The 26,266-nt window shown below is 68.3% G+C and carries 25 protein-coding genes and 2 pseudogenes; 14 read left to right on the top strand and 13 right to left on the bottom strand.

Annotated features, from left to right (window positions below; translation table 11 throughout):
- Positions 1-9 precede the first annotated feature (9 nt).
- From lepB to pyrE, 4 genes are all read right to left on the bottom strand, one after another.
- A complete protein-coding gene (lepB, locus tag WAL33_RS07925; RefSeq protein ID WP_422180175.1) occupies positions 10-858 on the bottom strand; it encodes a signal peptidase I in 849 nt (282 codons plus the stop codon).
- A gap of 548 nt (positions 859-1,406) precedes the next feature.
- Complete coding sequence (acpS, locus tag WAL33_RS07920; RefSeq protein WP_422180173.1) at positions 1,407-1,808, bottom strand: holo-ACP synthase; 402 nt, start codon at positions 1,806-1,808, stop codon at positions 1,407-1,409.
- The gene (locus WAL33_RS07915; RefSeq protein WP_422180171.1) at positions 1,805-2,560 is read right to left on the bottom strand and encodes a pyridoxine 5'-phosphate synthase; all 756 of its coding nucleotides are present in this window, start codon (positions 2,558-2,560) and stop codon (positions 1,805-1,807) included. The genes acpS and WAL33_RS07915 overlap by 4 nt, the downstream gene beginning before the upstream one ends.
- Positions 2,561-2,565: 5 nt before the next feature.
- On the bottom strand, positions 2,566-3,150 hold the full coding sequence (gene pyrE, locus WAL33_RS07910) for an orotate phosphoribosyltransferase (RefSeq protein ID WP_422180169.1): 585 nt from the start codon (positions 3,148-3,150) through the stop codon (positions 2,566-2,568).
- Between the two features lie 133 nt (positions 3,151-3,283).
- On the opposite strand from pyrE, the gene WAL33_RS07905 reads away from it, so the two are divergent.
- From WAL33_RS07905 to WAL33_RS07885, 5 genes and pseudogenes are all read left to right on the top strand, one after another.
- Positions 3,284-3,697 carry an NUDIX domain-containing protein gene (locus tag WAL33_RS07905; protein WP_422180167.1) on the top strand — a complete coding sequence of 138 codons (414 nt, stop codon included), beginning with the start codon at positions 3,284-3,286 and terminating at the stop codon, positions 3,695-3,697.
- Between the two features lie 31 nt (positions 3,698-3,728).
- On the top strand, positions 3,729-4,580 hold the full coding sequence (gene kdsA, locus WAL33_RS07900) for a 3-deoxy-8-phosphooctulonate synthase (protein ID WP_422180165.1): 852 nt from the start codon (positions 3,729-3,731) through the stop codon (positions 4,578-4,580).
- Positions 4,581-4,665: 85 nt separating this feature from the next.
- Positions 4,666-5,895, top strand: a pseudogene (locus tag WAL33_RS07895) (PAS domain S-box protein); the annotation flags it as partial.
- A 60-nt stretch (positions 5,896-5,955) separates the two neighbouring features.
- A pseudogene (locus WAL33_RS07890) lies at positions 5,956-6,058 on the top strand (hypothetical protein); the annotation flags it as partial.
- Entirely contained in the window at positions 6,043-7,107 is a 1,065-nt protein-coding gene (locus tag WAL33_RS07885) for an ATP-binding protein (RefSeq protein WP_422180193.1), read from the top strand. The pseudogene WAL33_RS07890 and the gene WAL33_RS07885, both read left to right, overlap by 16 nt.
- A 74-nt stretch (positions 7,108-7,181) precedes the next feature.
- On the opposite strand, the gene WAL33_RS07880 is transcribed toward WAL33_RS07885, so the two are convergent.
- The 5 genes from WAL33_RS07880 to folK form a co-directional block, all read right to left on the bottom strand.
- The gene (locus WAL33_RS07880; protein WP_422180191.1) at positions 7,182-9,419 is read right to left on the bottom strand and encodes a RelA/SpoT family protein; all 2,238 of its coding nucleotides are present in this window, start codon (positions 9,417-9,419) and stop codon (positions 7,182-7,184) included.
- A 113-nt stretch (positions 9,420-9,532) separates the two neighbouring features.
- A complete protein-coding gene (rpoZ, locus tag WAL33_RS07875; RefSeq protein WP_007671240.1) occupies positions 9,533-9,892 on the bottom strand; it encodes a DNA-directed RNA polymerase subunit omega in 360 nt (119 codons plus the stop codon).
- Positions 9,893-10,047: 155 nt separating this feature from the next.
- Positions 10,048-10,647: a YdeI/OmpD-associated family protein gene (locus WAL33_RS07870; protein WP_422180162.1), complete on the bottom strand. Its 600-nt coding sequence runs from the start codon at positions 10,645-10,647 to the stop codon at positions 10,048-10,050.
- Positions 10,648-10,706: 59 nt separating this feature from the next.
- Positions 10,707-12,755: a M13 family metallopeptidase gene (locus WAL33_RS07865; protein ID WP_422180160.1), complete on the bottom strand. Its 2,049-nt coding sequence runs from the start codon at positions 12,753-12,755 to the stop codon at positions 10,707-10,709.
- Positions 12,756-12,842: 87 nt separating this feature from the next.
- Complete coding sequence (folK, locus tag WAL33_RS07860; protein ID WP_422180158.1) at positions 12,843-13,379, bottom strand: 2-amino-4-hydroxy-6-hydroxymethyldihydropteridine diphosphokinase; 537 nt, start codon at positions 13,377-13,379, stop codon at positions 12,843-12,845.
- Between the two features lie 14 nt (positions 13,380-13,393).
- Here folK and WAL33_RS07855 point away from each other — a divergent pair, with 14 nt between their 5' ends.
- Both WAL33_RS07855 and WAL33_RS07850 read left to right on the top strand, forming a co-directional pair.
- Positions 13,394-13,996, top strand: coding sequence for an NYN domain-containing protein (locus WAL33_RS07855; protein ID WP_422180156.1), 603 nt, complete (start codon positions 13,394-13,396; stop codon positions 13,994-13,996).
- Between the two features lie 2 nt (positions 13,997-13,998).
- Complete coding sequence (locus tag WAL33_RS07850; RefSeq protein ID WP_422180154.1) at positions 13,999-14,673, top strand: uracil-DNA glycosylase; 675 nt, start codon at positions 13,999-14,001, stop codon at positions 14,671-14,673.
- 23 nt (positions 14,674-14,696) lie between these two features.
- On the opposite strand, the gene glpK is transcribed toward WAL33_RS07850, so the two are convergent.
- Positions 14,697-16,187, bottom strand: coding sequence for a glycerol kinase GlpK (gene glpK / locus WAL33_RS07845; RefSeq protein ID WP_422180152.1), 1,491 nt, complete (start codon positions 16,185-16,187; stop codon positions 14,697-14,699).
- 154 nt (positions 16,188-16,341) lie between these two features.
- On the opposite strand from glpK, the gene WAL33_RS07840 reads away from it, so the two are divergent.
- From WAL33_RS07840 to WAL33_RS07825, 4 genes are all read left to right on the top strand, one after another.
- A complete protein-coding gene (locus WAL33_RS07840) occupies positions 16,342-17,457 on the top strand; it encodes a DUF2336 domain-containing protein (protein WP_422180150.1) in 1,116 nt (371 codons plus the stop codon).
- Between the two features lie 126 nt (positions 17,458-17,583).
- Entirely contained in the window at positions 17,584-18,366 is a 783-nt protein-coding gene (locus WAL33_RS07835; RefSeq protein ID WP_422180148.1) for an NAD kinase, read from the top strand.
- 120 nt (positions 18,367-18,486) lie between these two features.
- Positions 18,487-18,969, top strand: coding sequence for an Hpt domain-containing protein (locus WAL33_RS07830; protein WP_422180147.1), 483 nt, complete (start codon positions 18,487-18,489; stop codon positions 18,967-18,969).
- Between the two features lie 140 nt (positions 18,970-19,109).
- Positions 19,110-19,685 carry a hypothetical protein gene (locus tag WAL33_RS07825; protein WP_422180145.1) on the top strand — a complete coding sequence of 192 codons (576 nt, stop codon included), beginning with the start codon at positions 19,110-19,112 and terminating at the stop codon, positions 19,683-19,685.
- Positions 19,686-19,692: 7 nt separating this feature from the next.
- Here WAL33_RS07825 and WAL33_RS07820 read toward each other — a convergent pair whose 3' ends face one another.
- The 3 genes from WAL33_RS07820 to folD are packed head-to-tail and all read right to left on the bottom strand — an operon-like array spanning position 19,693 to position 22,365.
- Positions 19,693-21,090, bottom strand: coding sequence for a D-arabinono-1,4-lactone oxidase (locus tag WAL33_RS07820; RefSeq protein WP_422180143.1), 1,398 nt, complete (start codon positions 21,088-21,090; stop codon positions 19,693-19,695).
- Positions 21,091-21,106: 16 nt separating this feature from the next.
- A complete protein-coding gene (locus WAL33_RS07815; protein WP_422180189.1) occupies positions 21,107-21,451 on the bottom strand; it encodes a c-type cytochrome in 345 nt (114 codons plus the stop codon).
- Between the two features lie 17 nt (positions 21,452-21,468).
- Positions 21,469-22,365, bottom strand: coding sequence for a bifunctional methylenetetrahydrofolate dehydrogenase/methenyltetrahydrofolate cyclohydrolase FolD (gene folD, locus WAL33_RS07810; protein ID WP_422180141.1), 897 nt, complete (start codon positions 22,363-22,365; stop codon positions 21,469-21,471).
- A 189-nt stretch (positions 22,366-22,554) separates the two neighbouring features.
- On the opposite strand from folD, the gene crtY reads away from it, so the two are divergent.
- The 3 genes from crtY to WAL33_RS07795 are packed head-to-tail and all read left to right on the top strand — an operon-like array spanning position 22,555 to position 26,191.
- Complete coding sequence (gene crtY / locus WAL33_RS07805) at positions 22,555-23,742, top strand: lycopene beta-cyclase CrtY (RefSeq protein WP_422180139.1); 1,188 nt, start codon at positions 22,555-22,557, stop codon at positions 23,740-23,742.
- On the top strand, positions 23,739-25,250 hold the full coding sequence (locus tag WAL33_RS07800; protein WP_422180137.1) for a phytoene desaturase: 1,512 nt from the start codon (positions 23,739-23,741) through the stop codon (positions 25,248-25,250). Before crtY ends, WAL33_RS07800 begins: the two co-directional genes overlap by 4 nt.
- Positions 25,247-26,191, top strand: a complete 945-nt coding sequence (locus WAL33_RS07795) for a phytoene/squalene synthase family protein (protein WP_422180135.1) — start codon at positions 25,247-25,249, stop codon at positions 26,189-26,191. The genes WAL33_RS07800 and WAL33_RS07795 overlap by 4 nt, the downstream gene beginning before the upstream one ends.
- Positions 26,192-26,266 lie beyond the last annotated feature (75 nt).

The raw sequence follows: 26,266 nt of genomic DNA, 5'->3' as shown, positions 1-26,266 counted from the left end.
CGGCCATGACTACTTCAGGACGCGGAAGAAGCGGCTCGGACGAGCATCCAGGAACCAGGTCCACGGTTTGAACAGGTGGGCGTCGGCGTTCCACGACAGCAGGATCAGCTGGGCGCGGCCCACCAGATTCTCGGCGGGCACGAAGCCGACGCCTTCCTGCATGCCGATATACTGGTCGTTGGCGTAGTCCCACTTGCACGTGCCGGAGCCGGTCTTGAAGGCCGAGACGCCGGGGTCGAAGCGGCTGTCCAGCGAGTTGTCGCGGTTGTCGCCCATGAAGAAGTAGCAGCCGGTCGGCACGACGTAGACGCCGGTGTTGTCGGCCTCGCTGTCGGGACCATAGTCCTGGGTGGCGTAGCGGCGGCCTTCGGGATTGGTCTCCTCGAAGCGGCCGGCGCGCACGGTGCCGTAGCCGGTGTCCACCAGGGCCGAGGGCATTTCCTTGCGCGGCAAGGCCTTGCCGTTGATGTAGACCACGCCGCCGCGCACCTGGATCTTGTCGCCGGGCAGGCCGATCAGGCGCTTGATGTAGTCGACGTTCGGATCGCGCGGCAGCTTGAAGACGATGATGTCGCCGCGGCGGGGCTCCTTGGCCAGGATTCGTCCGTTGAACAGCGGCGGGCTGAACGGGATCGAGTGCTTGGACCAGCCGTAGCTGAACTTCGAAACGATGATGTAGTCGCCCTGGTAGAGGTTGGGCTCCATCGAGGCCGACGGGATCGTGAACGGCTGGAACAGCAGCACCCGCAGCACCAGGGCGATGCCCAGGGCGTAGGCGACCGTCTTGACGATCTCGATGAACTCCTTGACCGCTCCGGCCTTGTCGTCGGGCTTTTCGGTTTCGGCGGCTTCGGTCATGCGGTGTGGAGCTCTCGGCGGATGGGCGGCGGGCGAACCCGACGCGCCTAGCTAGACGGGGTTTACGACGGGAGCAAGCATCGCGCCCGTTAACTCGTCTTCATGGCGGGGACGAGATGACGCCGCCCTAGCGCCAGCTTGACCGCCTGATCCGGGCCTAAATTGTGGCGAAGAGGGCCGTCAACACCAGGGCCACAAAGCCCCAGCCGACCAGCAACCAGGCGAACGGCTTTTGCTGCCAGGGCATAAGCCCGGACGCACGACGCGCTTTTGACGCAGGTCTCGCCTCGAAATCGTTGCAGATAGCCATCCGTGTCCCCCGTCCCAGAACGGCGCCGTTTCGGGCGCCTTGGGCTCGAGGGTGCAAGGTGGAGGCCGCACTCAAGTCCTTCTCCCCTTGCGGGAGAAGGTGGCCTCCGAAGGAGGTCGGATGAGGGGTCGAAAGGCCTCTAAGCCGCGACGGCGGTGGAATCGTGCACAAGCCAACGTTTGAGAGACCCCTCATCCGTCGGCTTCGCCGACACCTTCTCCCGCAAGGGGGAGAAGGATTAGGCCCGGGGCACCGCCTCGATGATCACGAAGGCCTGGGCGTAGGGATGGTCGTCGGTCAGGGACAGGTGGATCACCGGCGTCATGCCCTCGGGAATCATCGATGCGAGCCGCTCGGCCGCGCCGCCGGTCAGGGTCATGGTCGGCTTGCCGGACGGCAGGTTGACCACCCCCATGCCCGCCAGATGCACGCCGCCCTTCAACCCCGTGCCCAGGGCCTTGGAGCAGGCCTCCTTGGCGGCGAAGCGCTTGGCGTAGCTGGAGGCGCGGTCGGGCTTGCGCTCCGACCGTTTGCGTTCGATCTCGGTGAAGACCTTGTTGGTGAACCGGTCGCCGAAACGCTCGAGGGACTTCTCGATCCGGCGGATGTCGCACAGGTCCGAGCCGATCCCGATGATCATGCGACCACTTCCAGGCGGGCCGCGTCCATCAGGGCCCGCATCCGCTGCATGGCCTGGGGCAGACCCACGAAGATCGCCTCGCCGATCAGGAAATGGCCGATGTTGAGTTCGGCGATCTGCGGGATGGCGGCGATCGGCTTGACCGTGGCGTAGTCGATGCCGTGGCCGGCGTGGACCTCCAGACCCAGGCCGGCGGCGAATTCCGCCCCGGTCTTCAGCCTTTGAAGGATGGCGGCGGCGCGGTCGGCGTGGCCTTCGCGAGCGGCGTCGCAATAGGCGCCGGTGTGCAGCTCTACCACCTGGGCGCCGGCGTCGGCCGAGGCCTGGATCTGGGCGGGATCGGCCTCGATGAACAGCGAGACCCGCGCCCCGACCGTGCGCAGGCGGGCGACAGCCTCGACGATACGGACCCTGCCGCGCACCACGTCCAGGCCGCCCTCGGTGGTGACCTCCTCGCGGCGCTCGGGCACCAGGCAGGCGGCGTGCGGCCTGGCCTGCAAGGCGATGGCGACCATCTCGTCGGTGACCGCCATCTCGAAGTTCAGCGGCTTGCCGCGCTTGCGGCACAGGTCGGTCAGCAAGGCGATGTCGGCGTCGCCGATGTGGCGGCGGTCCTCGCGCAGGTGGGCGGTGATGCCGTCGGCGCCGGCCGCCAGGGCCAGCTCGGCGGCGCGCACCGGCTCGGGATAGCTGGACCCGCGCGCGTTGCGGATCGTGGCCACGTGGTCGATGTTGACGCCGAGCCGCAGCATGCCGGTCAGCCCCTCAGGCGCCGGCTGCCCGGATCCTCGATCGGGATGGCGGCCAGTTCAGGCGGCAGGGCGTCGGCGGGATAGGCCGGGACCTCCAGGCTGCACAGCGACACCAGCGGCACGCCGACATCGACCTTGCCGCCCGAGCGGTCGACGATGCAGGCCGCGGCGATCACGTCGCCGCCGGCCGCCTGGATGGCCTCGATGCACTCGCGCGACGACAGGCCGGTGGTGACGATGTCTTCCACCATCACGACCTTCTGGCCGGGCTCCAGGTGGAAGCCGCGACGGAACTTGAAGCCGCCGCCCTCGCGCTCGACATAGATCGAGGCGACGTTCAGCCAGCGGGCGGTCTCGTAGCCGGGGATGATCCCGCCCACGGCCGGCGAGACGGCCACATCGGGCTGGCCGACGGTGGCCACGATCTTTTCGGCCAGGGCCTTGCAGAGGCGCGCGCAGCGCTCGGGCCGCATGAACACCAGGTTCTTCTGCAGGAAGACGGGGCTGTGCAGGCCGGAGGACAGCACGAAGTGGCCTTCGCGCAGGGCGCCGGCGGCGCGGAATTCGTCGAGGACGTCGTCGTTGGTCATGAGAGGGGGATATAGCGGCTGGCGGCGAGTCTACAAACAGGGGACACGCACGCGTCCCACAAACAGAGCCGGACTTTTCCACGCTTTGCCGCGAGGGTGTGCCCCCGTCCACGCCCCATGCTATTTCGCCGTCATGAGCACCGTAGAATCAAACCCTCCCCGCCCCCGCATAGGCTGCGGCGCGGCGATCCTCGACGGCCAGGGCCGCATCCTGTTGGTCCAGCGCAAGCGCCAGCCCGAGGCCGGCCACTGGGGCCAGCCCGGCGGCAAGCTGGACTGGGGCGAGAGCGGCCGCACCTGCGCCGAGCGCGAGATCCTCGAGGAACTGGGGATCACCATCGTCGCCGGCCCCGTGCTGTGCGTCACCGACATGATCGGGCACGACAGCCACTGGGTGGCGGTGACCTATCGCGCCGACGGCTGCGTGGGCGAACCGGCGATCCAGGAACCGCAGGCCCTGGCCGATTGGGGCTGGTTCGCGCTCGACGCCCTGCCCTCGCCCCTGACGGCCGCGACCCTCGACGCGGTCACGGCGCTTAGGGCATAAGCGCGCCACCGCCTTTTAAGGAATATCCTGGATGTCCGTCGTCACCCTGAAGCGCTGGAACCTGTCGATGGGCGCCGGCCAGCCGCTGGCCGTGATCGCCGGCCTGAACGTGCTGGAGAACCTGGAGCTGGCCCTGGAGGTCGGGCGCGAGCTGAAGGCGATCACCGCCGAGCTGGGCCTGCCCTATGTGTTCAAGGCCAGCTTCGACAAGGCCAACCGCTCGTCGATCACCAGCTATCGCGGCCCCGGCCTGAAGGAGGGCCTCTCCATGCTGGCCGAGATCAAGGCCAAGCTGGACGTGCCGATCGCCACCGACATCCACGAGGTCGACCAGGCGCAGCCGGTGGCCGCCGTCGCCGACCTGGTGCAGATCCCCGCCTTCCTGTGCCGCCAGACCGACCTGATCGTCGCCGCCTCGCGCGCCACCGCGGCCCAAGGCGGTTGGCTGCACGTCAAGAAGGCCCAGTTCATCGCCCCCTGGGATTGCAAGAACATCGTCCACAAGGCCCGCGAGGCCGCCCCGGACCTGCAGATCGTCCTGTGCGAACGCGGCGCCTCGTTCGGCTACAACAATCTGGTCGTCGACATGCTGGGCATCGCGCAGATGCAGAGCCTGGGCGTGCCGGTGACCATCGACGCCACCCACGCCGTCCAGCTGCCGGGCGCCGATCCTCGCACGGCCGGCGGCTCGACCGGCGGTCGCCGCGAGGGCGTGCCGATCATCGCCAAGGCCGCCGTGGCGGCGGGCGCGGACGGGGTGTTCCTGGAGTTCCACCCCGAGCCCGACAAGGCCCTGTGCGACGGCCCCAGCTGCCTGCCGCTGAGCGACGCGGCGGGGCTGCTGAAGACCCTCAAGGCCCTGCACGCGGTCGTGCGCGCCTAAGCCCGGAGCCTTTTCAGACAGGCTGCGTTCTAGTTAAGCTGTTCATCTGTCCGCTGGAAAACTCGTGAATCGCAGGCCGCTCGACATGAGCCAGACGCTCGCCCAGGTCTTCCCGGGCGACAGCGAGATGGCGCGCCGCATGCGCGAAACCGATTGGGCCGCCACGCCGCTCGGCCCGCCCGACGCCTGGCCGACCGGCCTGAAGACGCCGCTGGCCATGATGCTGACGTCCCGCTTCGAGATGTGGCTGGGCTGGGGCGAGGATCTGCGCTTCTTCTACAACGACGCCTACATCCCCACCCTGGGAACCAAGCACCCGGCGTCCCTGGGCCGGCCGTTCCAGGAGGTGTGGCGCGAGGTCTATGAGGACGTCGAACCGCAGGTCCATTCGGTGATGCAGCAGGGCGTTCCAACCTGGAACAAGGCCCTGCAGCTGCTGCTCGAACGCAACGGCTATCCCGAAGAGACCTATCACACCTTCTCCTATAGTCCGCTGCGCGATCAGGGCGACATCAGGGGCCTGATGTGCGTGGTCACCGAGGAGACCGAGCGGGTGATCAGCGAGCGGCGGCTGGAGACCGTGCGCCGCCTGGGCGAGTGCCTGATCGGTGCGGTCACCCGGGATGCGGTGCTGCAGGGCCTGTGCGACGCCCTGGCGGCCAACACCGAGGACTTCCCCTTTTCGCTGGCCTATGTCCGCGATCCCCTGGGCGGGCTGGTCGGTTGCTCGGCGACCGAGGAAGGTCGCGAGCTGCTGCAACGAACCTGGCCGCTGGAGACCACCCACGCGGGGCTGCGCAAGCACGTCCTGCCGAAGGGCCCCTATCCCACCGGGGCGTGGTCGATCCCGCCGACTGAAAGCCTGGTGATCCCGATCCCGGGCCTGCATGGCGACCCGGCGGCGATCCTGGTGCTGGGCCTCAATCCGCACCGTCGCGATGACGAAGGCTTGCTGGATTTGGCGACGTTGGTCGCCGACAGGGCGGCCGGCTCCCTCGCCCAGGCTCGCAGCGTCGAGGAGGAACGACGCCGGTCGGACCGGATCTGGACCAACGCCCGCGACCTGATGGTGGTGGTCGATGCGGTCGGCGCCTTCCAATCGGTGAGCCCGGCCTGGACCCGGATCCTCGGCCACCGCGTCGAGGACGTGATCGGCCGGCCGATGGAGGACTTCGTCGATCCCGCCGATTGGCCGGTCACCCGCCAGACGCACCGCGAGATCTTGCAGGGCCCACAGGTCACCGGTTTCGAGAACCGCTATCTAACGCTGGACGGCGGTGTCCGCTGGATCTCGTGGAACACCGCCTTCGAGGACGGGCTGGTCTACGGGTACGGGCGTGACATCACCGAGGAAAAGCAGCAGGCCGAAGCGCTGAAACGGACCGAGGAGGCCCTGCGCCAAGCCCAGAAGATGGAGGCCATCGGCCAACTGACCGGCGGCGTGGCCCACGACTTCAACAATCTGCTGACCGTCATCCGCTCGTCGGCCGACCTGCTGCGCAGCCGCGACCTGCCGGCCGACCGGCGACGCCGCTATATCGACGCCATCTCCGACACGGCCGACCGCGCCGCCAAGCTGACCAGCCAGCTTTTGGCGTTCTCGCGTCGCCAAGCCCTGAAGCCCGAGCATTTCAACCTCGCCACCAAGGTCGAGACCCTGAGCGACATGCTGCGCTCGATCCTGGGCGCCCGCATCCAGCTGGACGTCACGATCCTGTGCGAGGACTGCTTCGTGGAGTCCGACATCAACCAGTTCGAAACGGCCCTGATCAACCTGGCGGTCAATGCGCGCGACGCCATGGACGGCGAAGGCGCGCTGGCCATCCGCATCGACGCGACCGGCGCGATTCCCGCCGTTCGCGGCCACGCGGCCAGCCAGGGCGATTTCGCCACCGTCTCGGTGATCGACCGCGGCGGCGGCATTTCGCAGGGCGATCTGGCCCGGATCTTCGAACCCTTCTTCACCACCAAGGAGGTCGGCCGCGGCACCGGTCTTGGCCTGAGCCAAGTCTACGGTTTCGCCAAGCAGTCCGGCGGCGACGTGGCGGTGGAAAGCCGTCTCGGGCACGGCTCGACCTTCACCCTGTATTTGCCTCGGACCCGGCGGGTCGAGACCCAGGCCAGGCTTTCCCCCACGCCCGCGCGCACCCGTCACGAGGGGCGTATTCTGGTCGTCGAGGACAATGCGGCGATCGGTGAATTCGCCACCCAGCTGCTGCAGGACCTGGGCTATCGCACCGAGCTGGCGACCAACGCGGTGGAGGCGCTCGCGCGGCTCGAGGCCGAGGCCACCTTCGACATCGTGTTCAGCGACGTGGTCATGCCCGGGATCGGCGGGGTCGAGCTGGCGCGCATCATCAACGGGCGCTGGCCCGGCGTGCAGGTGGTGCTGACCAGCGGCTACAGCCACGTGCTGGCCACCGACGCCCATCACGGCTTCCCGCTGCTGCAAAAGCCCTATTCGGTCGAAGAGTTGTCGCACATCCTGCGCCAGGCGAGCGTGGAGCGCCACGAAGCCACGGGCTGAGACGTCCGCCAACGCCCCTGAGCGGACGTCGGATTGGGGTCATAGCAGACGTTCGAAAACCCCGACCTCGCGGGCTACCCCCGCGTCCGGTCCACGGTCTCGACGGTCGGGCAGGTCCGCAGCGCAGCCGAGATGTTGGTCAGGTGCTTGGCGTCGCGGACTTCCATGTCGATATCGACGTCGAAGAAGTCGCTCTGGCGGTGGTGCATGCGCAGGTTGACGATGTTGCCGCCGGCCTCGCCGATGATCGTGCAGACCTGGCCCAGCACCCCGGGCGCGTTGCCGATGGTGGCGTGCAGGCGGGCCAGGGAGACGGTCTCGCGCTCGGCCTCGGCCGTCCAGTTCAGATCGCGCCAGAGGTCCTCGCGATCCTCGTATTCGGCCAGCTTCGGGCAGTCGATGGTGTGGACGTCCAGGCCCCCATCTTCGTTTTTGGCCCCGTCCTCGCGCAGGATGCCGACGATCCGGTCGCCCGGCACGGGACTGCAGCAGTGGGCGAAGTGCAGCGACACGCCCGGGGTCAGGCCGCCGCCGCGCACATAGAGCCGCGCAGCCGTGCCGCCTTCGATCTTGCGCCGCGCCGTGGCCACGGCCATCACCGCGTCCTTCATGCCCGGGAAGGCCGTCTCCAGCACCTGGCCGGGCAGCACGCGGCCGCGGCCGACGGCGTCGAACAGGCCTTCCTCGGTCTCCAGGGCGAAGCGCTCCAGGATCGGCCGCAGCGACACGTCCTTCAGCTTCTTGCCGGCCCGTTCGAACACCTGCTCCACCGAGGCCCGGCCCAGGCGCAGGAACTCTTCCTTCTCGGTCTGGCGGATATGGCGGCGGATGGCCGAGCGGGCCCGGCCGGTCACCGTCAACGAACGCCAGTCCGGCGGCACCACGGGCTTTGAGCCCCGGACCACCTCGACCACGTCGCCGTTGTTGAGCAGGGTGCGCAGCGGCTTGAGCTCGCCGTTGATCTTCACGCCGATGCAGGTGTCGCCGACGCTGGTGTGGACCGCATAGGCGAAATCCAACGGCATCGCGCCACGCGGCAGGCTGACCAGCTTGCCCTTGGGGGTGAACACGAACACCTGGTCCAGGAACATCTCGAGCTTGGCGTGCTCGACCAGTTCCTCGGCGTCGCCGCCGTGCTCCAGCACCTGGACCAGCTGGCGCAGGTTGGCCAGGGGATCGCGCCCCCCGGCCGCCTCCATGCCTTCCAGGTCCAGGCCGTACGAGGCGTCCTTGTAGCGGAAGTGGGCGGCCACGCCGTCTTCGTTGACCCGGTCCATGGCCTCGGTGCGGATCTGCATCTCGATGCGCATGCCGCGCGGCCCCACCACGGTGGTGTGCAGCGAGCGGTAGTTGTTGCGCTTGGGGGTCGAGATGAAGTCCTTGAAGCGATCGGGCACGCTGGACCAGGCGCGATGCACGACGCCGAGGGCGCGGTAGCAATCCTCCTCGCTGTCGACGATCACCCGGAAGGCGTAGATGTCGGACATCTGCGAGAAGCCGATCGATTTGCGCTGCAGCTTGCGCCAGATCGAATAGGGCGACTTCTCGCGACCGAACACCCGGGCCGGCAGGCCCGAAGACTCCAGACGCGCCGCGATCTCCTGGCTGACCAGGGCCACCGCCCCGCCCTGCTCGGCGCGCAGGGTGTCGAGCCGGCGGATGATCGCGGTGCGGGCCACCGGATTGGTGTGCTCGAAGGAAAGCTCCTCCAGCTCGGTGCAGATGCGGTGGCAGCCGATGTTGCGGGCCAGGGGCGCGTAGATGTCGCGCGTCTCGCGGGCGATGCGCTCGCGCTTGGCCTGGCTCTTGATGAAATGCAGCGTCCGCATGTTGTGCAGACGGTCGGCCAGCTTGACCAGCAGGACGCGGACGTCCTTGGAGATGGCCAGGATGAACTTGCGCAGGTTCTCGGCCTGACGGGCGTGCTCGGTCTGGAGCTCCAGCTTGGACAGCTTGGTGACGCCCTCGACCAGCTCGGCGATTTCCTCGCCGAACAGCTTGGAGATCTCTTCCTTGGTGACCGGGGTGTCCTCGATCACGTCATGCAGCAGCGCCGTGACGATCGTCGCGGTGTCGAGCCGGTATTCGGTGAGGATGCCGGCCACCTCGATCGGGTGGGCGTAATAGGGGTCGCCGCTGGCCCGGGTCTGCGAGCCGTGCATGCGCATGGCGTAGACATAGGCCCGGTTCAGCAGGGCCTCGTCCGCGGTCGGATCGTAGGCGTGGACGCGCTCGATCAGCTCGTACTGGCGGAGGATTTTCTGGCGGGGCTTAGTCGCCGGGGCCGGGGCTACATCGTTGGCGACCGGCAGAGACGAAGACGCGCCCGGCGCTCCCTCGAGAGAAAGAGGAGCATCGGGCGCGCGTTCGGAAGGAGCGGCGGCGGGCGCCGCTTCGAGAGTGAGAGGGTCTGCGCCGTCCGGGCTCAGTACCGCTCCTCCTGACCGCCGTCGCGGTCGCTCTGCAGGGCGCGAACCAGTTCGAGTTCGCTCATCTGCATGTGGGTGGGATCGGCCAGCAGGGCGAGGGTTTCGGCCTCTTCCTCGGCTTCGGTGTGCTCATCGACGCGTTGCAGCGTGGTGATCAGCTGTTCCTTGAGGCCCTCGTGATCGACCACGTCGTCGGCGATCTCGCGCAGGGCGACGACGGGGTTCTTGTCGTTGTCGCGATCGACGAGCAGCGAGGCGCCGGCCGAGATGCCGCGCGCCCGATGGGCGGACAGCAGGACCAGAGCGAAGCGGTTGGGAACCTTCTCGACGCAATCTTCGACGGTGACGCGGGCCATGAATTCCTCGGGCTATGAGCCGTAGTGATCGCAAAATAGGGTCTTAGGCGGCGTTACACAACGCCGCATTGGCAGAGTCCCGGCTTTCGCGAGGGGGCGCTTATGCCGCGTCCGCTCGGAGAAGTCCAGCGGGACGGCGCGCGGATCGCCCTCGCCTACTGCTTCTTTTGCGGATGGAGGGTCTGGCCACGCTCCAACATGGCGACGAAAGTCTCGAGCTTCTTCTTGCGGCCGGCCTCGGTCTTCATGTGGTGCATGCGGAAAGCCAGGCCAAAACGGTTCTGTTCGGACAGTTTCCCGAGCATCGCCTTGGCCTCGGGGCTGGCGTCGATCGCCGCCTGCAGGTCGTCTGGGATCTTCATCCCCTTGCCGCTGCCGTAGGCCTTGTCCCACCGTCCGTCGGCCTTGGCCGCCTCGACCTCGCGCAGGCCGTGCGGGGTCATCCGCCCCTCGGCGACCAGGCGCGCGACGTTGTCGACGTTGATCTGGCTCCAGATGCTCTTCCTGCCGCGCGGGGTGTAGCGCTGCAGGAAGCTCTTGTCGTCGAAGCCCTTGCGCACCGCGTCGATCCAGCCCCAGCACAGCACCACGTCGATCGCCTGCTTGGCGGTGATCGAGGGCAGGCCCGAGCCGACCTTGTGGATCTTGATCCACACCTCGCCCTGCTTGTCGTGGTGGCGCGACAGCCAGTCGTAGAAGGCGTCGGCGTCGACGAATTCCTGGACGTGGGCGGGGTTGACCTCGATGGCGGCCATCAAACGCTCTCAGGCAAGGGCTGCCCCGGGACAAGGCCCGGGACCGTGGGAGACCTCCCCTACCAGACCTTCACGCGCTTTTCTGGCGGCAGGTAGAGCGCATCGCCCGGCTTGATGTCGAAGGCGGCGTACCAGGCGTCCAGGTTGCGCACGGTGTCGGCGCGGTACTGGTCGGGCGCATGGCCGTCGGTGACCAGTTGCTGGCGCTCGGCCTCCGGACGCGTGTAGCCACGCCAGGACTGAGCGTAGGCCAGGAAGAACCGCTGATCGCCGGTCAGTCCGTCGATCACCGGGGCCGGTTTGCCGCCCAGCGAGGCGTGGTAGGCGTCCAGGGCCGCGGCCAGGCCGGCCACGTCGGCGATGTTTTCCGAGAGCGTCTGCTTGCCGTTCACGGCCAGGTCGGGGAACGGCTTGTAGCCGTCGAACTGGTCCGCGAGGGCCGCGCCCGCCTTCTGGAAGTGCTCCAGGTCGGTCGGGGTCCACCAGTTGCGCAGGCGTCCCTGGCTGTCGAACTGCGCGCCCTGGTCGTCGAAGCTGTGGCTGATCTCGTGGCCGATCGTGCCGCCCGTGCCGCCGTAATTGGCCGCCGCGTCGGCATCGGCGTCGAAATACGGGGCCTGCAGGATGGCGGCCGGGAAGTTCAGGCCGTTCAGCATCGGCAGGTTCACGGCGTTGACCGTCTGGGGCGTCATCACCCACTGGCCGCGATCGACCGGCTTGCCCAACTGGCCGATCCAGTAGGCGGTCTCGAACTTCTCCGAGCGCTGGACATTGCCGACCGGATCGCCGCGCACGATCGCCAGCGCCGAATAGTCGCGCCACTTGTCGGGATAGCCGACGCCGACCTTCAGCACCTCGACCTTGCGGCGGGCTTCGGCCTTGGTCTCCGGCGCCATCCAGTCCAGACCGTCGATGCGGCGTACGAAGGCGGTCTTCATGTTATCGACCATGGCCGAGACCTCGGCCTTGGACCGGGCCGGGAAATACTGGTCGACATAGAGCTTGCCGACCACCTCGCCCAGGACGGCGTTGGTCGAGTTGACCCCGCGCTTCCAGCGGGCCGCCAGCTGCGGGGTGCCCGACAAGGCGTTGCCATAGAAGGCGAAGCGCTCGTCGACGAAGGCCTTGGGCAGCAGATTCGAATAGTGGTCCAGGTAATGGAAGGTCAGATAGTCCTTCCAGGTGTCGACGCTCTCGTCAGCGGCGACCTTGCCCAGGCCGACGACCATGGTCGGGTGCCAGACGATGAAGCGCGGCTGGGCGGCCAGGCCGGCGGCGGTGAAGAAGGCCTTCCAGTCCAGGCCCGGGGCCTTGGCCGCGAAGTCGGCCTGGGTCCAGCTGTTGTTGGCCTTCTGGACGTCGGCGCTGTCCGCGCGGCTGCCCGAGGCCTGGGCGATCTTGGTTTCCAGGGCCATGATCCTGGCCGCCTTGGCGTCGGCGTCGGCGACGCCGCCCAGGGTCAGGATCTTGGCGATGTGGGCCACGTACTTGTCGCGGACCGTCTTCATCGCCGCCTTGTCCGACAGGTAGTATTCGCGGTCGGGCATGCCCAGGCCGCCCTGCAGCAGGAACGGCGCGTACTTGCTGGTGTCGTCGAACGCCGGCGAGGCCCACAGGCCCAGGACGTTGTCGGTGTAGAAGTCGGTGGCGTTCAAGGCGTCGACGTCGGCGCGGACGTTGCCGCCCAGCACCGTGGCCAGATCGGTGCGGGTCTTGATCGCCGCGATCCGCGCCAGCCCCGCCTGCATCGGCGCCAGGCCTGCCTTCTCGATGGCCGCCTCGTCCATATAGCTGGCGTAGTAGTCGCCGACCTTCTTGGCGTCTGCCGAACCGGCGTCCTTGGCGGCGGTCTGGATCAGATCGACCGTGCGCTTGGCGGCCTGCTCGACCAGGATGGCGCCGACGCCGTAGCTGCTGCGGTCGGCCGGGATCGGATTGGCCTTGATCGCCGTGCCGTTGGCGTAGGTCCAAAAATCATCGCCGGGCTTGATGGTCGTGTCGAAGGCGGACTTGTCGATCCCGCTCTTCAGGTCGGCGGCGAAGGCGGGAGCGGCGGAGAGCAGCGCGCAGGCGGCGGCGCAGGCGAGCAGCGAACGGGCGAAGGTCATGCAGGATGGTCCCCAAGAGGGCGCGAGCGCGGCGGCGCTCAGCAGGTTTTGACACGGACTATCGAACCGGCTTGGTCAGGGCGCGAATTAAAGTTTGGCAATGTCCGCCAGCGGCGCTGCGTCCGTTCCCACGGTCGCCGTCGCGGCCATATCCACGGCCGTCCGCCCATCGACCGGATGGCGCCAGTCCGGCGCGATCTGCGCCAGCGGCCCCATCACGAACAGACGCTCGTGGGCGCGGGGATGGGGCACGACCACCGCTCCGTCCAGCACCGCGCGGCCGTGGGCGATCAGGTCCAGGTCCAGGGTGCGCGGCGCGTTGGCCTCGCCCCGCACCCGGGCGAAGCGGGTTTCGATGCGATGCAGTGCCGCCAGGACCTCACTCGCCGACGCCTCGGTCTCGACCAGCACGACGCCGTTGAGATAGGCTGGCGCGGTCGGGTCGGGCCAGGCGGCCGAGGTCCACCAGGTCGAGCGCCGCGCCATCTCCAGCCCTTCCGAGGCCAGGGCGATGAGCGCCGCCTCGAGCAGGGCCTCGCGACTCGGGTATGATCCGGGCAGGCTGCAGCCCAGGGCGACCACCACCGCCTGATCCAGCCAATTTTGATCGAACTGATTTTTCAAGGATTTCAGACCACGTGACCTTTTACCCGACCGAGCGCCTGGCGCTGTTCATCGACGGGGCCAATTTCTTTTCCGCCGCCAAGGCCCTTGGCTTGGACATCGACTACCGCAAGCTGCTGGACGAGTTCCGCAAGCGCGGCGTGCTGGTGCGCGCCTATTACTACACCGCCATCGCCGAGAACGAGGAGTATTCCCCGATCCGGCCGCTGGTCGACTGGCTGGACTACAACGGCTTCACCCTGGTGACCAAGCCCGCCCGCGAGTTCACCGACAGCCAGGGCCGCAAGCGCTGGCGCGGCGACATGGACATCGAGATCGCCGTCGACATGTTGGAGATGGCCGCGACGGTCGACCACCTGGTGCTGTTCTCGGGCGACGGCGACTTCCGCGCCCTGGTCGAGGCCGTGCAGCGCAAGGGCCGCCGCGTCACCGTGGTCTCGACGATGAAGAGCCAGCCGCCGATGACCAGCGACGACCTGCGCCGCCAGGCAGACAACTTCGTGGACCTGGCCGATCTGGGGAACATCATCGGCCGGCCTCAGGCCAACCGGAACCCCCTGCCCCGCTTCGTCACCGATCCCGTCCGGTCGGAACGCGATCAGGACGACGAGGACTAGTCATGGGCCAGCATTCCAACATCCCCGGCGAGGTCGTGCCCTCGCCCGCCGAGCCGCCGCGCGATTGCCCGCTGTGCCCGCGCCTGGTGGCCTATCGCCGCGAGAACCAGGACCTCTATCCCGACTGGTTCAACGGTCCGGCCCCGTCGTTCGGCGACCATCAGGCGCGGCTGCTGGTCGTGGGCCTGGCGCCCGGCCGCAAGGGCGCCAACCGCACCGGCCGGCCGTTCACCGGCGACTTCGCCGGGACCCTGCTTTACGACACCCTGATCAAGTACGGCTTCGCGACCGGCAAGTTCGAGGCCCGGCCCGACGACTCGTTGAAACTGATCGGCGCCGCGGTGACCAACGCCGTCCGCTGCGCCCCGCCCGGCAACAAGCCCGAGACCTCCGAGGAGAACAACTGCCGCCCGTTCCTGACCGCCCGGCTGGAGATGTTCCCCAACCTCAAGGCCATCGTCACCCTGGGCGACGTCTCGCGCCGCAATCTCTTGAAGGCGCTGGGCCTGAAGGCCTCGGCGGGCCTGCCCGGCCACGGCACCGAGTTCCAGGCGGGGCCCTACCGGGTGTTCAACAGCTATCACTGCTCGCGGCTGAACACGAACACCGGGCGGCTGACGACGCCGATGTTCGAAGACCTGTTCGCGCGGGTGAAGGGGTATCTGGACGAAAACTGAACCCTGTCTCGGAGGCAGGGTGACTAGGAACGCACCCTCGCCAGCGCATCCAGCCATCGCGCATAGGCCGCCTCGCGGGTGACCCTATCCACCGCCGGCGTCAGCAATTCCGCTTCCGGACGCGCCTTCACCGCCTCTTCGACCGAGGCATAGACCCCCGCCCCCACCCCGGCGAACAGCGCCGCGCCCAGGGCGGTGGTCTCCTGGTAGCTGGCGCGATGCACCGGGATTCCGGTCAGGTCGGCCAGGCGCTGGCTGAACCAGGCGCTCTTGGCCATGCCGCCGTCGATGCGCAAGGCCGCTTCGTCGAACGCCGAAGGGGCGTCGGCCCGCATGGCCTCGATCAGATCGCGCCCCTGGAAGATGCAGGAGTCGAAGGTGGCCTGGGCGATCTCGGCCGCGCCGGAGTCGCGCGTCAGGCCGAAAATCGCGCCGCGCGCCTCGGCGTCCCACCAGGGTGCCCCCAGGCCGGTGAAGGCCGGCACCACGACCACGGCATGGTCCTCGCGCGCTGTTCGGGCCAGGGCCTCGGCGCCGCGCGGTCCGTTGCGGACGCCAAGCCCCTCGTTCAGCCACTGGATCGCCGCCCCGGCCACGAAGATCGAGCCCTCCAGGGCGTAACTCACCTTCCCCGAAACGCGCGCCGCCACCGTGGTCAGCAGGCGCGAGGCCGAATGCGGACGATCCTCGCCGGTGTTGACCAGCATGAAGCCGCCGGTGCCGTAGGTGACCTTCATCTCGCCGGGATGGATGCAGCCCTGCCCCATCAGCGCCGCCTGCTGGTCGCCGGCCACGCCGCGGATCGGCAGAGGGCGGCCCAGGATGTCCGGCGTCACCTGGCCGTAGTCGGCCGCGCAGTCCAGCACCGTCGGCAACAGGGCGCGCGGCACGTTGAACAGGGCCAGCATCTGGTCCGACCAATCCTGTGTCTGGATGTCGAACAACAGGGTGCGCGAGGCGTTGGTGGCGTCGGTGACGTGCGCGGATTTTCCCGTCAGCCTCCAAATGACCCAACTATCGATCGTGCCGCACAACAGCTCGCCCGCCTCGGCCCGCCGCCGCGCGTCGGGGATCTTGTCCAGGATCCAGGCGATCTTGGTCCCGGAGAAATAGGGGTCCAGAAGCAGGCCGGTGACGGCGGTGACGGCCAGCTCGTGGCCCGCGTCGCGCAGGCGGTCGCAGACATCGGCCGTGCGGCGGTCCTGCCAGACGATGGCGGGATGGATGGGGCGGCCGGTGGCCTTGTCCCAGACCACCGCCGTCTCGCGCTGATTGGTGACGCCCAGGGCGACGATGTCGGCGCTGTCGCGGCCGTACGTCTCGACCGTGTCACGCAGCACGGCCACGCACGCGGCGTAGATCTCCTCCGCGTCATGCTCGACCCAGCCGTCGCGCGGATAGCTCTGGCGCAGCGGCCGACTGGCCTCGGAGAGGGGCTTGCCGTCGGTCTGGAACAGGATCGCCCGGGTGCTGGTGGTGCCCTGATCGAGCGCGAGGATCAGAGGTTGGCCCATGCGTCTTGCATCTCCCTGCCGGTCTTTCCGACGTTGTGATCCTGTGGCCCGCGACACTCGTCCCGGGGCGCGTCATGCATTACCCTGTTTAAGCATGTTTTCATCTGACGCCGCCAAGGTCCGTATTGGTTAAGCTTGGATTTCGAGGAGGCCGGTGAACCAGGCCGCCCAGACCGCACAGCTCTTGTCCCTGGCCCGCAGCCGCGAGCCGGCCGACCGCGAGCGTTTGCTCGCCGGCATCGTGGAGATGTGCGACGCCAGCCAGGCCGCGGGCCATCGGACCGCGCCCGAAGTCCAGGCCCTGCTCGACTCGATCTTCATGACCTTGGTGGTCGAAGCCGAGCGCGACATCCGCGCCCGTCTGGCCCAGAGCCTGGCCGACGCCGCCTGGGCGCCGCCGGCCCTGATCAACATCCTGGCCCTCGACGAGATCGAGATCGCCCGCCCGATCATCGCCAGCAGCCCCATCCTGCAGGATCAGGACCTGATCCGCCTGTTGGTCCAGGCCACGCTGGAGCACCAGATCGAGGTCGCCCGCCGCCCGCGGCTGTCGCCCGCCGTGGTCGAGGCGATCCTGACCAAGGACGAGTCGGCCGTGCTGACCGCCCTGGCCTCCAACCCCACCGCCCAGATCTCACCCGACGGCCTGCGCCGACTGGTCGACAGAGCCCGCGAGGTCGTCGCCCTGCGTCTGCCTCTGGCCCGACGCTCCAATCTGTCCGGCGATCTGGCCGAGCAACTCTATCTGTGGGTGGGCGACACCCTGCGCGACACCCTGACCGCCCGCTTCCAGTTGGATCCCGACAAGATGGCCAGGGCGGTCGAGGCCTCGCTGCACGCCGCCCATGCGGGCGAGCCGCCCACCGACAGGCCTGCCGACGAGCCGGAGGAGGATCGCGAAGCGATGGAGGCGGCCCTGGTCGAGAAGCTGAATGCGGCCGATCAACTGCGGCCCGGCTACTTGATGCGGGTGCTGCGCGAACGCCGCCTGCCGCTGTTCGTGTTCGCCCTGGCGCGTCTGGGCGGCTTCGAGATCCGCCAGGTGCGGCGCGCGGTCGACAGCAACCGCCCCGAACTGCTGGCCCTGGCTTGCTCGGCGGTCGGCATCGACCGCAGCGTCTTCCCGACCATCCTGGCCCTCGTGCGCGAGCTGAACGGCGGACTTCCCGGCGGCGGGGCCGAAGCGGCCCGCAAGGCCAGCGGCGCCTTCGGGCCGTTCGCGCCCGACATCGCGGCGATGGCGTTCCGTCAGGCCGTCAGCGCGGCCTAAAGTCCGCGTCACACAATCCCTGCGATCCCGGACAAGCGCGCAGCGCGCGACGACAACGCTTTGTGGGCTTGGATTCTCGGCGCCATCAAGTTTGACAACCCGTCGCCGATCCAGCCACTTGGCGCAATGTTCCAGCCCCTGCCCTTCGTGACTCGTCTGACCTTCAAGGCCAGTGACCGCCCCGAGGCGCAGGAGGCGCGCGAGCGGCTGATCGCGCGTTATGGCGACGTCGGCGACGACGCCGCCCAGGTGATCGTGGCGCTCGGCGGCGACGGCTTCATGCTGGAGACCTTGCACGACACCCTGCAGCGTCAGACGCCGATCTACGGCATGAACCGCGGCTCGGTCGGCTTCCTGATGAACGAGTACAGCGAGGACGACCTGCTGGAACGGATCAACGCCGCCGAACGGGCCGTGATCCATCCATTGGCCATGGTCGCCATCGACGCCAACCGCAAACAACACCGGGCCCTGGCCATCAACGAGGTGTCGCTGCTGCGCCAAACCCGCCAGACCGCCAAACTGCGGATCAGCATCGACGGCAAGGTGCGGATGGGCGAACTGGTCTGCGACGGCGTGCTGCTGGCCACCCCCGCCGGCTCCACCGCCTATAATCTATCCGCCCACGGGCCGATCATCCCGATCGGCGCCCAGGTCCTGGCCCTCACCCCGATCAGCGCGTTCCGTCCCCGACGCTGGCGTGGCGCGCTTTTGCCGCAGACGGCGCGGGTGACGTTCGAGATCTTGGAATGCGATAAGAGACCCGTCAGCGCCGTGGCCGACAATTTCGAGGTTCGCGACGTCGTCGAGGTCCACATCGCCGAGGACAGCAGCGCCAGTCTCTCCATGCTCTTCGACGCCGGTCGAAGCCTTGAGGAACGGGTTCTGACCGAGCAGTTCTCGGCCTGAAGGCACGAAGAGTCATAGGTCAGGGTACTGTTGTCTACTGGTCAGGGCAGAAACGGGCGTCTCATCTAATGTTAACGCCTTGACCCTACATTCCACACCCATGTTTAGGGGGAAGCGTCCGTGACCAACAAGTCCGCCGCTGAAGTAATTCAGGTGCCGAACATGCTAAAGCTCAAGGTTGGAGGGCGTGGCGGCATCGACACCGCGGCCATCGCCAAGGCCGAAGCGGCCTTGAAGAGCCTCTCGGGCAACTTCAGCCAGTGGCTCAACGACGAGATCGTCAAGCTCGACGCCGCCCGCCAAGAGGTCCGAGCCCAAGGGCTGACCGCTGAGACGGTCGAGACCCTCTACCTGCGCGCCCATGACCTGAAGGGCCTGGGCTCCACCTACGACTTCCCGCTGATCACCCGCCTGGCCGCGTCGTTGTGCCGGCTGATCGACGAACCGGAGACGCGTCTGTCGGCGCCGATGTTCCTGGTCGACGGCCACATCGACGCTATCAAGGCTTGCGTCCGCGACGACATCAGGGTCGACACCCACCCGGTGGGCAAGATCCTGGCCGCCGAACTGGAAGGCCGCGTGGCGACGTATCTGGCGGGCTGACCGGCCTTCAAAACGAAACTCCCGACGAAGGCCCCGGTCCACGCCGGGGCCTTTTGTCTGTCTGATCCATGCCGCCCGACGCTCGCTAGGCGCGAACCGATCCGATCGCTAATTTGAACCTGTCCACGGTGGAGACAGGCATGTCCAAATTCTGGCTGAAGACCTTTCTGGTGGCCGCTCTGGCGAGCCCGCTGATCCCCCAGCGCGTCGGGGCCGCGTCCAATGACGACTTCCAGAAGGCCAAGGCCGAAGCCGTCGAGGTGACCGTGAACGGGCGCGGCCCGTTCGGCGGGCTGAACACCCTGGCGGCCTTGAGCCGCGCGTGGTCGGTGAGCAGTTTCTACACGGATTGGACCGGTTCGGGTCGGTCGCGGACGCCCTACTGGGTTGTCCGGCGCGCCACCGGCGGGATGCGGACGCCGACCGCCGTCCAATGGGCGGATTCCCGCTCCTGCCCGTCCGTGCGGCCCATGCTGGAGACGCTTGAGGCCCTGCCCGCGCCCGTCGCCAACATTCCAGGCCTTGGCCGGCCTCGCGAGCTGTCGCTTGTCACCGACGGCGAGAGCCACGAGCTGTGGCTGAACTTTGCCGTCTATCCGAACGACGCGCGCGGCGGTCTGCGCATCGACGGAAACGTCGATTCTCCCATCGCCGCCTGGTGGCGGGCCGCGCTGCCCGAGCTCAAGGACTGCTGGTCCCGGAAGGTCCCCGACTGATCGGGACTCAAACTCCGAACAGGCCCTTCAGGTAGGGATTGAGCATCCGCCCCTCCGGATCCAGCGCCGCCCGCACCTTCAGGAAATCGTTCCAGCGCGGATAGAGCGCGGCCAATTGGTCGCCCGTCACGCTGTGCAGCTTGCCCCAGTGCGGCCGACCGTCGTAGCGGCGGAAGATCGGCTCGATCAGGGTGTAGAGGAAGGCGAAGTCGTCCTTGTAGTGGGCATGGACGGCGATGGAGCCCCGAGGTTCGCCTTGAAACGGCGACAGCCAGGCGTCGTCGGGGGCGATGCGACGGCATTCGATCGGGAAGAACACGTCGGGACGTTCCTTCTCGATGGTCGCCACGATCTCGGCCAGGGCCTTCAGCTGGACCTTGGCCGGCAGGTGGAACTCCATCTCGTTGAAGCGCACCGGACGCTCGGTGGACAGCAGCTTCCAGCCCTCGTCGATCGCCTTTTCAGGCTTGGTTCCGCCCAGCAAGGCCTGGGCGGCGGCCTTGCGCAGCGGGGCCGAGAAACCCAGCAGGTTGCGCAGCCCCTTCAGAGCGTCGAGGAAGACGGTGTCCTGGTCCGGACCGCGCGGCAGGGCCGGCGCGTCGGTCTCGTCGTGGCTGATGCAGGCGGCCAGGCCCGTGAACGGCACGGCGTAGAACTCGAAATTGCGGTGCCTGGCCCAGCGCTCCTCGGCTTTGGCCAAGGCGTCCTCGAACGGCTCCAGCCAGACATTGCGCTCCAGCCGACGGTTGGCCGTGGTGTTCAGCCGGACCTGGGTGATCACGCCCAGCGCGCCCAGCGAGACCTTGGCGGCCTGGAAGATGTCGGCGTTCGTCTCGGCGTCGCAATCGATGGCCTCGCCCTTGGGAGTCACCAGCCGCAGGGCCGTGACCTCGCCGTGCAGGGCCTTGATCGTCGCGCCCGTGCCGTGGGTGGCGGTGGCCAGGGCCCCGGCCAGGGCCTGCTTGTTGATGTCGGGCAGATTGGCCATGGCCCTGCCCTTGGCCGCCAGGGCCGGGCCCAGAGCGCCCAGCCGCGTGCCCGCCGCGACGATCGCCGCATCGCCTTCCCAGGCGATGATCCCCGACAGCGAGTCCAGCGACACCAGGGTCCCGTCGGTGGGCGCCAGGGCGGTGAAAGAATGGCCCGCCCCCACCGGCCGGATCGGGGCCAGGGCGGTCTTCAGGGCCAAGGCCAGCTCGGCTTCCGTCTTGGGCGCGAGGCGAGCCGAGGGATAGGCGTGCTGGACGCCCGACCAGTTGCGCCACAGCAAGCGGCCCTTGGCGTCGGTGGTCGGAGGAGATGGCGGCTCGGGCTTGTCGTGGGTCGCGACCGCGTAACCGCCGCCGACCGCCGCCGCGCCCAGCCCGGCGCCCGCGAGGAGCGCCCCTCGTCTCGAAACCTTCATGCGTCCCCCCAGCGAACTATCGCGCGGGGTCTTCGCGCCCCGCCATGAAGCGTATGAGAGCGTTGAAATCGTCCGGGGTGCAAGCGGCGCATTGCCCGCCGGCCGGCATGGCCGCGAAACCCTGGACGGCGTGGTCCAGCAGCACCGACTCGCCCTGCTTCCAGCGCGGATCCCAGGCCTTGCGGTCATGGACCAGCGGAGCGCCCGTGCCGGGGATGGCGTGGCAGGCCTTGCAGGATTCGCCGTACAGCGCCGCCAGCCTGGCGTCGGTCGGAGCCAGCGCCAGGGCCTGCTCGGGCGTCGGCGCGGGCGGGATGGGCTTGGAACAGCCCGCCAGGCTCAAGGCCAGAACAACCGCCAAGGTCTCGGGGGAGCGCACTATTCGGCGATCCCGTTCAGGCGCTTGGCGGCGCTGACGGTGTTGGCCAGCAGCATGGCGATGGTCATCGGCCCCACCCCGCCCGGCACGGGGGTGATGGCGCCGGCCACCGCCTTGGCCGCCTCGAAGTCGACATCGCCGACCAGGCGGGTCTTGCCGGCGGCCGCGGCTTCCGGATCGCGGGCCGGCAGGCGGTTGATGCCGACGTCGATGACCGTCGCCCCCGGCTTGATCCAGTCGCCCTTGACCATCTGCGGTCGCCCCACGGCCGCCACCAGGATGTCGGCCTCGCGGCAGACGGCGGCCAGGTCCTGGGTGCGCGAGTGGGCGATGGTCACGGTGCAGTCGGCGGCCAGCAGCAGCTGGGCCATGGGCTTGCCCATCAGGTTGGAGCGGCCGATCACCACCGCCCGCTTGCCGCGAAGATCGCCGACCACGTCCTTGAGCAGCACCATGCAGCCGGCCGGGGTGCAGGCGGTCAGGGCCGGCAGGCCGCTGGCCAGGCGCCCGGCGTTGGTCACGGTCAGGCCGTCGACATCCTTGTCAGGCGAGATCGCCGCGACGATGGCCGCCTGGCTCATGTGATCCGGCACGGGGAACTGCACCAGAATCCCGTGGATGGCCGGGTCGTCGTTAAGGCGATCGACCAGCGACAGCAGCTCGGCCTGCGAGGTTTCAGCCGGCAGGCGGTGGGTTTCGGAATGCATGCCGGCGGCCGTCGTCTGCTCGCCCTTGCTGCGCACATAGACCTGGCTGGCGGGGTCCTCGCCGACCAGCACCACGGCCAGGCCCGGCGTCAGGCCGTGCTGGGCCTTCAAGGCGGCGACCTCGACGGCGACCTGTTCGCGAAGCTGGGCCGCGAAGGCCTTGCCGTCGATGATTCTGGCTTGCGACATCGGCGTCTCCTGTTGGCCGTGGGTAGAGCTTTTCCCGTTCGGATGGAACATCTGAACGAGGCAAAAAAAGCTCGAATGAAAAAACTGGAGCGCGTCGCGCTCCGGGAGTCTCCCCCGGTCGCACGCAATATGTGCGGGTCGCGCATCAGAAGTCGCTCGAGCTTCGCCCAATCGTGGTAGAGCCGAACCATGGTCTTCGCGCCCCCGACCCAGCGCGCCGACGTCGTCCTGGTGGGCGGCGGACTGGCCAACGGTCTGATCGCCCTGCGGCTGAAACGCCTGCGGCCGCACCTGCGCGTGATCTTGCTGGAACAGGGCCCCACCATCGGCGGCGAGCACACGTGGTGCCACTTCGCCACCGATGTCGACACGGTCGAGGCCGACTGGCTGCGGCCGCTGATCGTTCATCGCTGGTCCGGCTACGAGGTCCGCTTTCCCGGACACAGCCGCCAACTGCCGACCGACTACCTGGCCATCACCTCCGAGCGCTTGCACAGGCTGCTGAGCGCCGTGCTGGGCGACGACGCCTGGCTGGACGCCACGGTGTCCCAAGTCGATCCCCACCAGGTCACCCTGGCCGACGGCCGGACCATCGCGGCGGGGGCGGTGATCGACGGGCGGGGCCCCCGCAAGAGCCGCAGCCTGGCGCTGGGCTACCAGAAGTTCGTCGGCCAGGGCGTGCGCCTGACCGCGCCGCACGGTCTGACCCGGCCGATCATCATGGACGCCACGGTTTCGCAGGAGGACGGCTACCGCTTTGTCTACGTCCTGCCGCTGGACGGCATGCGCCTGCTGATCGAGGACACCCGCTACAGCGACGGCCCGGACCTGGACCGCCCGGCCCTGCGCGCCGCGATCGCCGACTACGCCGAGGCCCAGGGGTGGACCATCGCCGAGGTCGAGCGCGAGGAGGGCGGCGTCCTGCCGATCGCCCTGGGCGGCGACATCGACGCCTATTGGCGCGAGGCCCAGCCGCACATCGCCGCGGTGGGCCTGCGCGCCGCCCTGTTCCAGCCGACCACCGGCTATTCCCTGCCCGACGCCGCGCGCCTGGCCGAGGCCGTGGCCGCCCTGCCCCAGATCACCAGCGCCAGCGTCCGCGCCTGCGTCGAGGCCCAGTCCAAGACGGTCTGGCGGCGGCGAGGCTTCTTTCGCCTGCTCAACCGCATGCTGTTCCGGGCCTGCGCGCCGGGGAACCGCTACAAGGTTCTGGAGCGCTTCTACCGCCTGTCGCCAGGCCTTATCCAACGCTTCTACGCCGCGCGCCTGACCCGATGGGACAAGGCGCGGATCCTGATCGGCAAGCCGCCGGTGCCGATCTCGGCGGCCGTCAGATGCCTGGGCGAAAACTCAGTGCTCCGGAGACAAGACGCATGACGACGACATCCCAGTTCCAGGCAAAGCCCAAGGCCGCCGTCATCGGCGCGGGTTTTGGCGGCCTGGCCTTGGCGATCCGCCTGCAGTCCTCGGGCTTCGACGTCACCGTCTTCGAAGGCCGCGAGAAGCCGGGCGGTCGGGCCTATGTCTGGCACGACGAGGGCTTCACCTTCGACGCTGGCCCCACCGTCATCACCGATCCCGACTGTCTGAAAGAGCTTTTCGCGCTCTCTGGCCGCCGCATCGAGGACTATGTCGAACTGCTGCCGGTCGATCCGTTCTACCGCCTGGTCTGGGAGGATGGCGACGTCTTCGACTACGCCAATGACCAGGCCGAGCTGGACCGCCAGATCGCCGCCCGCAATCCGGCCGACGTCGCGGGCTATCGGCGCTTCCACGCCTATTCCGAAGAACTGTACCAAAAGGGCTATGTCGAGCTGGGCGCCGTGCCGTTCCTCGACTTCGGCAGCATGATCGCCAGCGCTCCGGCCCTGATGAAGCTGCAGGCCTGGCGCAGCGTCTATGACAAGGTCGCCGGCTTCGTGAAGGACGAGCACGTGCGCCAGGCTCTGTCGTTCCACAGCCTGCTGGTCGGCGGCAGCCCTTTTGCCACCTCGTCGATCTACGCCCTGATCCACGCTCTGGAACGGCGCGGCGGCGTCTGGTTCCCGCGCGGCGGCACCCATGCCCTGATCCGGGCGCTGGTGAAGCTGCTGGAGGATCTGGGCGGGACGATCCGTCTGGCCGCGCCGATCCAGAAGATCACCACCCAGGCCGGTCGCGTCACCGGCGTGATCCGCGCCGACGGCCAGTTCGAAGCCTTCGACACCGTCGCCTCCAACGCCGACGTCATGCACACCTATCGCCATCTTCTTGCGGACGACCCCAGGGGCAAGAAGGTCGGCAAGGCCCTGGAGGCCAAGCGCTGGAGCCCGTCGCTGTTCGTGGTCTATTTCGGACTGAAGACCACCCACCCCGAAATCCGCCACCACACCATCTGCTTCGGCAATCGCTATCGCGAGTTGATCGGCGAGATCTACGGCAAGGACGGCCTGGCCGACGACTTCTCGCTGTATCTGCACCATCCCACCGCCAGCGATCCGGCCATGGCCCCGGAAGGCTGTTCGACCTTCTATGCCCTGTCGCCGGTGCCCAACCTGAAGACGGCCGACATCGACTGGTCGGTGGAAGGCCCGAAGTACCGTGACAAAATCCTGGCCTATCTGGAAAAGCATTATATTCCAGGACTTTCGGCCGATCTGGTCACCAGCCGCTTCATCACCCCGGACGACTTCGTGACCGACCTCAACGCCTGGAAGGGCGCGGCCTTCTCGCTGGAGCCGATCCTGACCCAGAGCGCCTTCTTCCGCACCCACAACCGCGACGACGTGATCCCCAATCTCTATTTCGTCGGGGCCGGGACGCACCCTGGCGCGGGCATTCCGGGCGTCGTGGGATCGGCCAAGGCGACGGCGGGGTTGATGATCGACGACTACGTTCCCGCATGAGCGATCTGGCGACGCATTCCCTGGAGGCCCAGGGCCGTGAAGCGATCCAGAAGGGCAGCAAGAGCTTCGCCGCCGCCGCCGCCCTGTTCGACGCCCAGACCCGGGCCGACGCCGAGATGCTGTACGCTTGGTGCCGCCACTGCGACGACGTGATCGACGGCCAGACCCTGGGCCACGGCATGAGCCCGGTGGCCGACGCCCCGGCCCGGCTGGAGGCCCTCTACGCCCAGACCCGCGCGGCCATGGCGGGCCGGACCCCGACCGACCCGGTGTTCGCCGCCTTCCAGACCGTGGCCCTGCGACGGGGCATCCCCGAGCGCTACGCCTTGGACATGATCGACGGCTTCGCCATGGACGTCGCAGGCCGCCGCTACGCCACGCTCGACCAGCTGTTGGAATATTGCTGGGGCGTGGCCGGGGTGGTCGGCACGATGATGGCCCTGGTCATGGGCGTGAAGCCCGACGCCCTGTCCACCCTGCGCCGCGCCCAGGACCTGGGCCTGGCCTTCCAGCTGACCAACATCGCCCGCGACATCGTCGAGGACGCCAGGAACGGCCGGGTCTACGTGCCCGGCGACTGGCTGGCCGAGTTGGGCGTGCCGGAGACCGCGGTCGCGGATCCAGCCCACCGGGCCGCCGTGGCGGTCCTGGCCAAGCGCCTGGTCGACGCCGCCGAACCTTACTACGCCTCGGCCCGCTGGGGTCTGCGCGATCTGCCGCTGCGCTGCGCCTGGGCGATCGGGGCGGCGCGCGGAGTCTATCGCCAGATCGGACTGGACGTGGTGAAGGCCGGCGACGCCGCCTGGGACGAACGGGTTGTCGTCAGTGGACGAATGAAGGTTTGGCGGGCGCTGGAAGGCGGCGTGTTGGCGCTACGCTCGGCGACGCTGGATCGTCTCGGTCCGGCTCCCGAACGGCCGGCGATGTGGTCGCGGATCTAGGCGCCGAAGGCCCCCTCAGTCGCTTCGCGACAGCTCCCCCAAAGGGGGAGGATCTGCGTGACCAGATGCTCCCCC

Source organism: Caulobacter sp. (genome assembly GCF_049283275.1).
In the GTDB taxonomy this organism is placed as follows: domain Bacteria; phylum Pseudomonadota; class Alphaproteobacteria; order Caulobacterales; family Caulobacteraceae; genus Caulobacter.
This window is presented reverse-complemented; position numbering and strand designations above follow the sequence as displayed.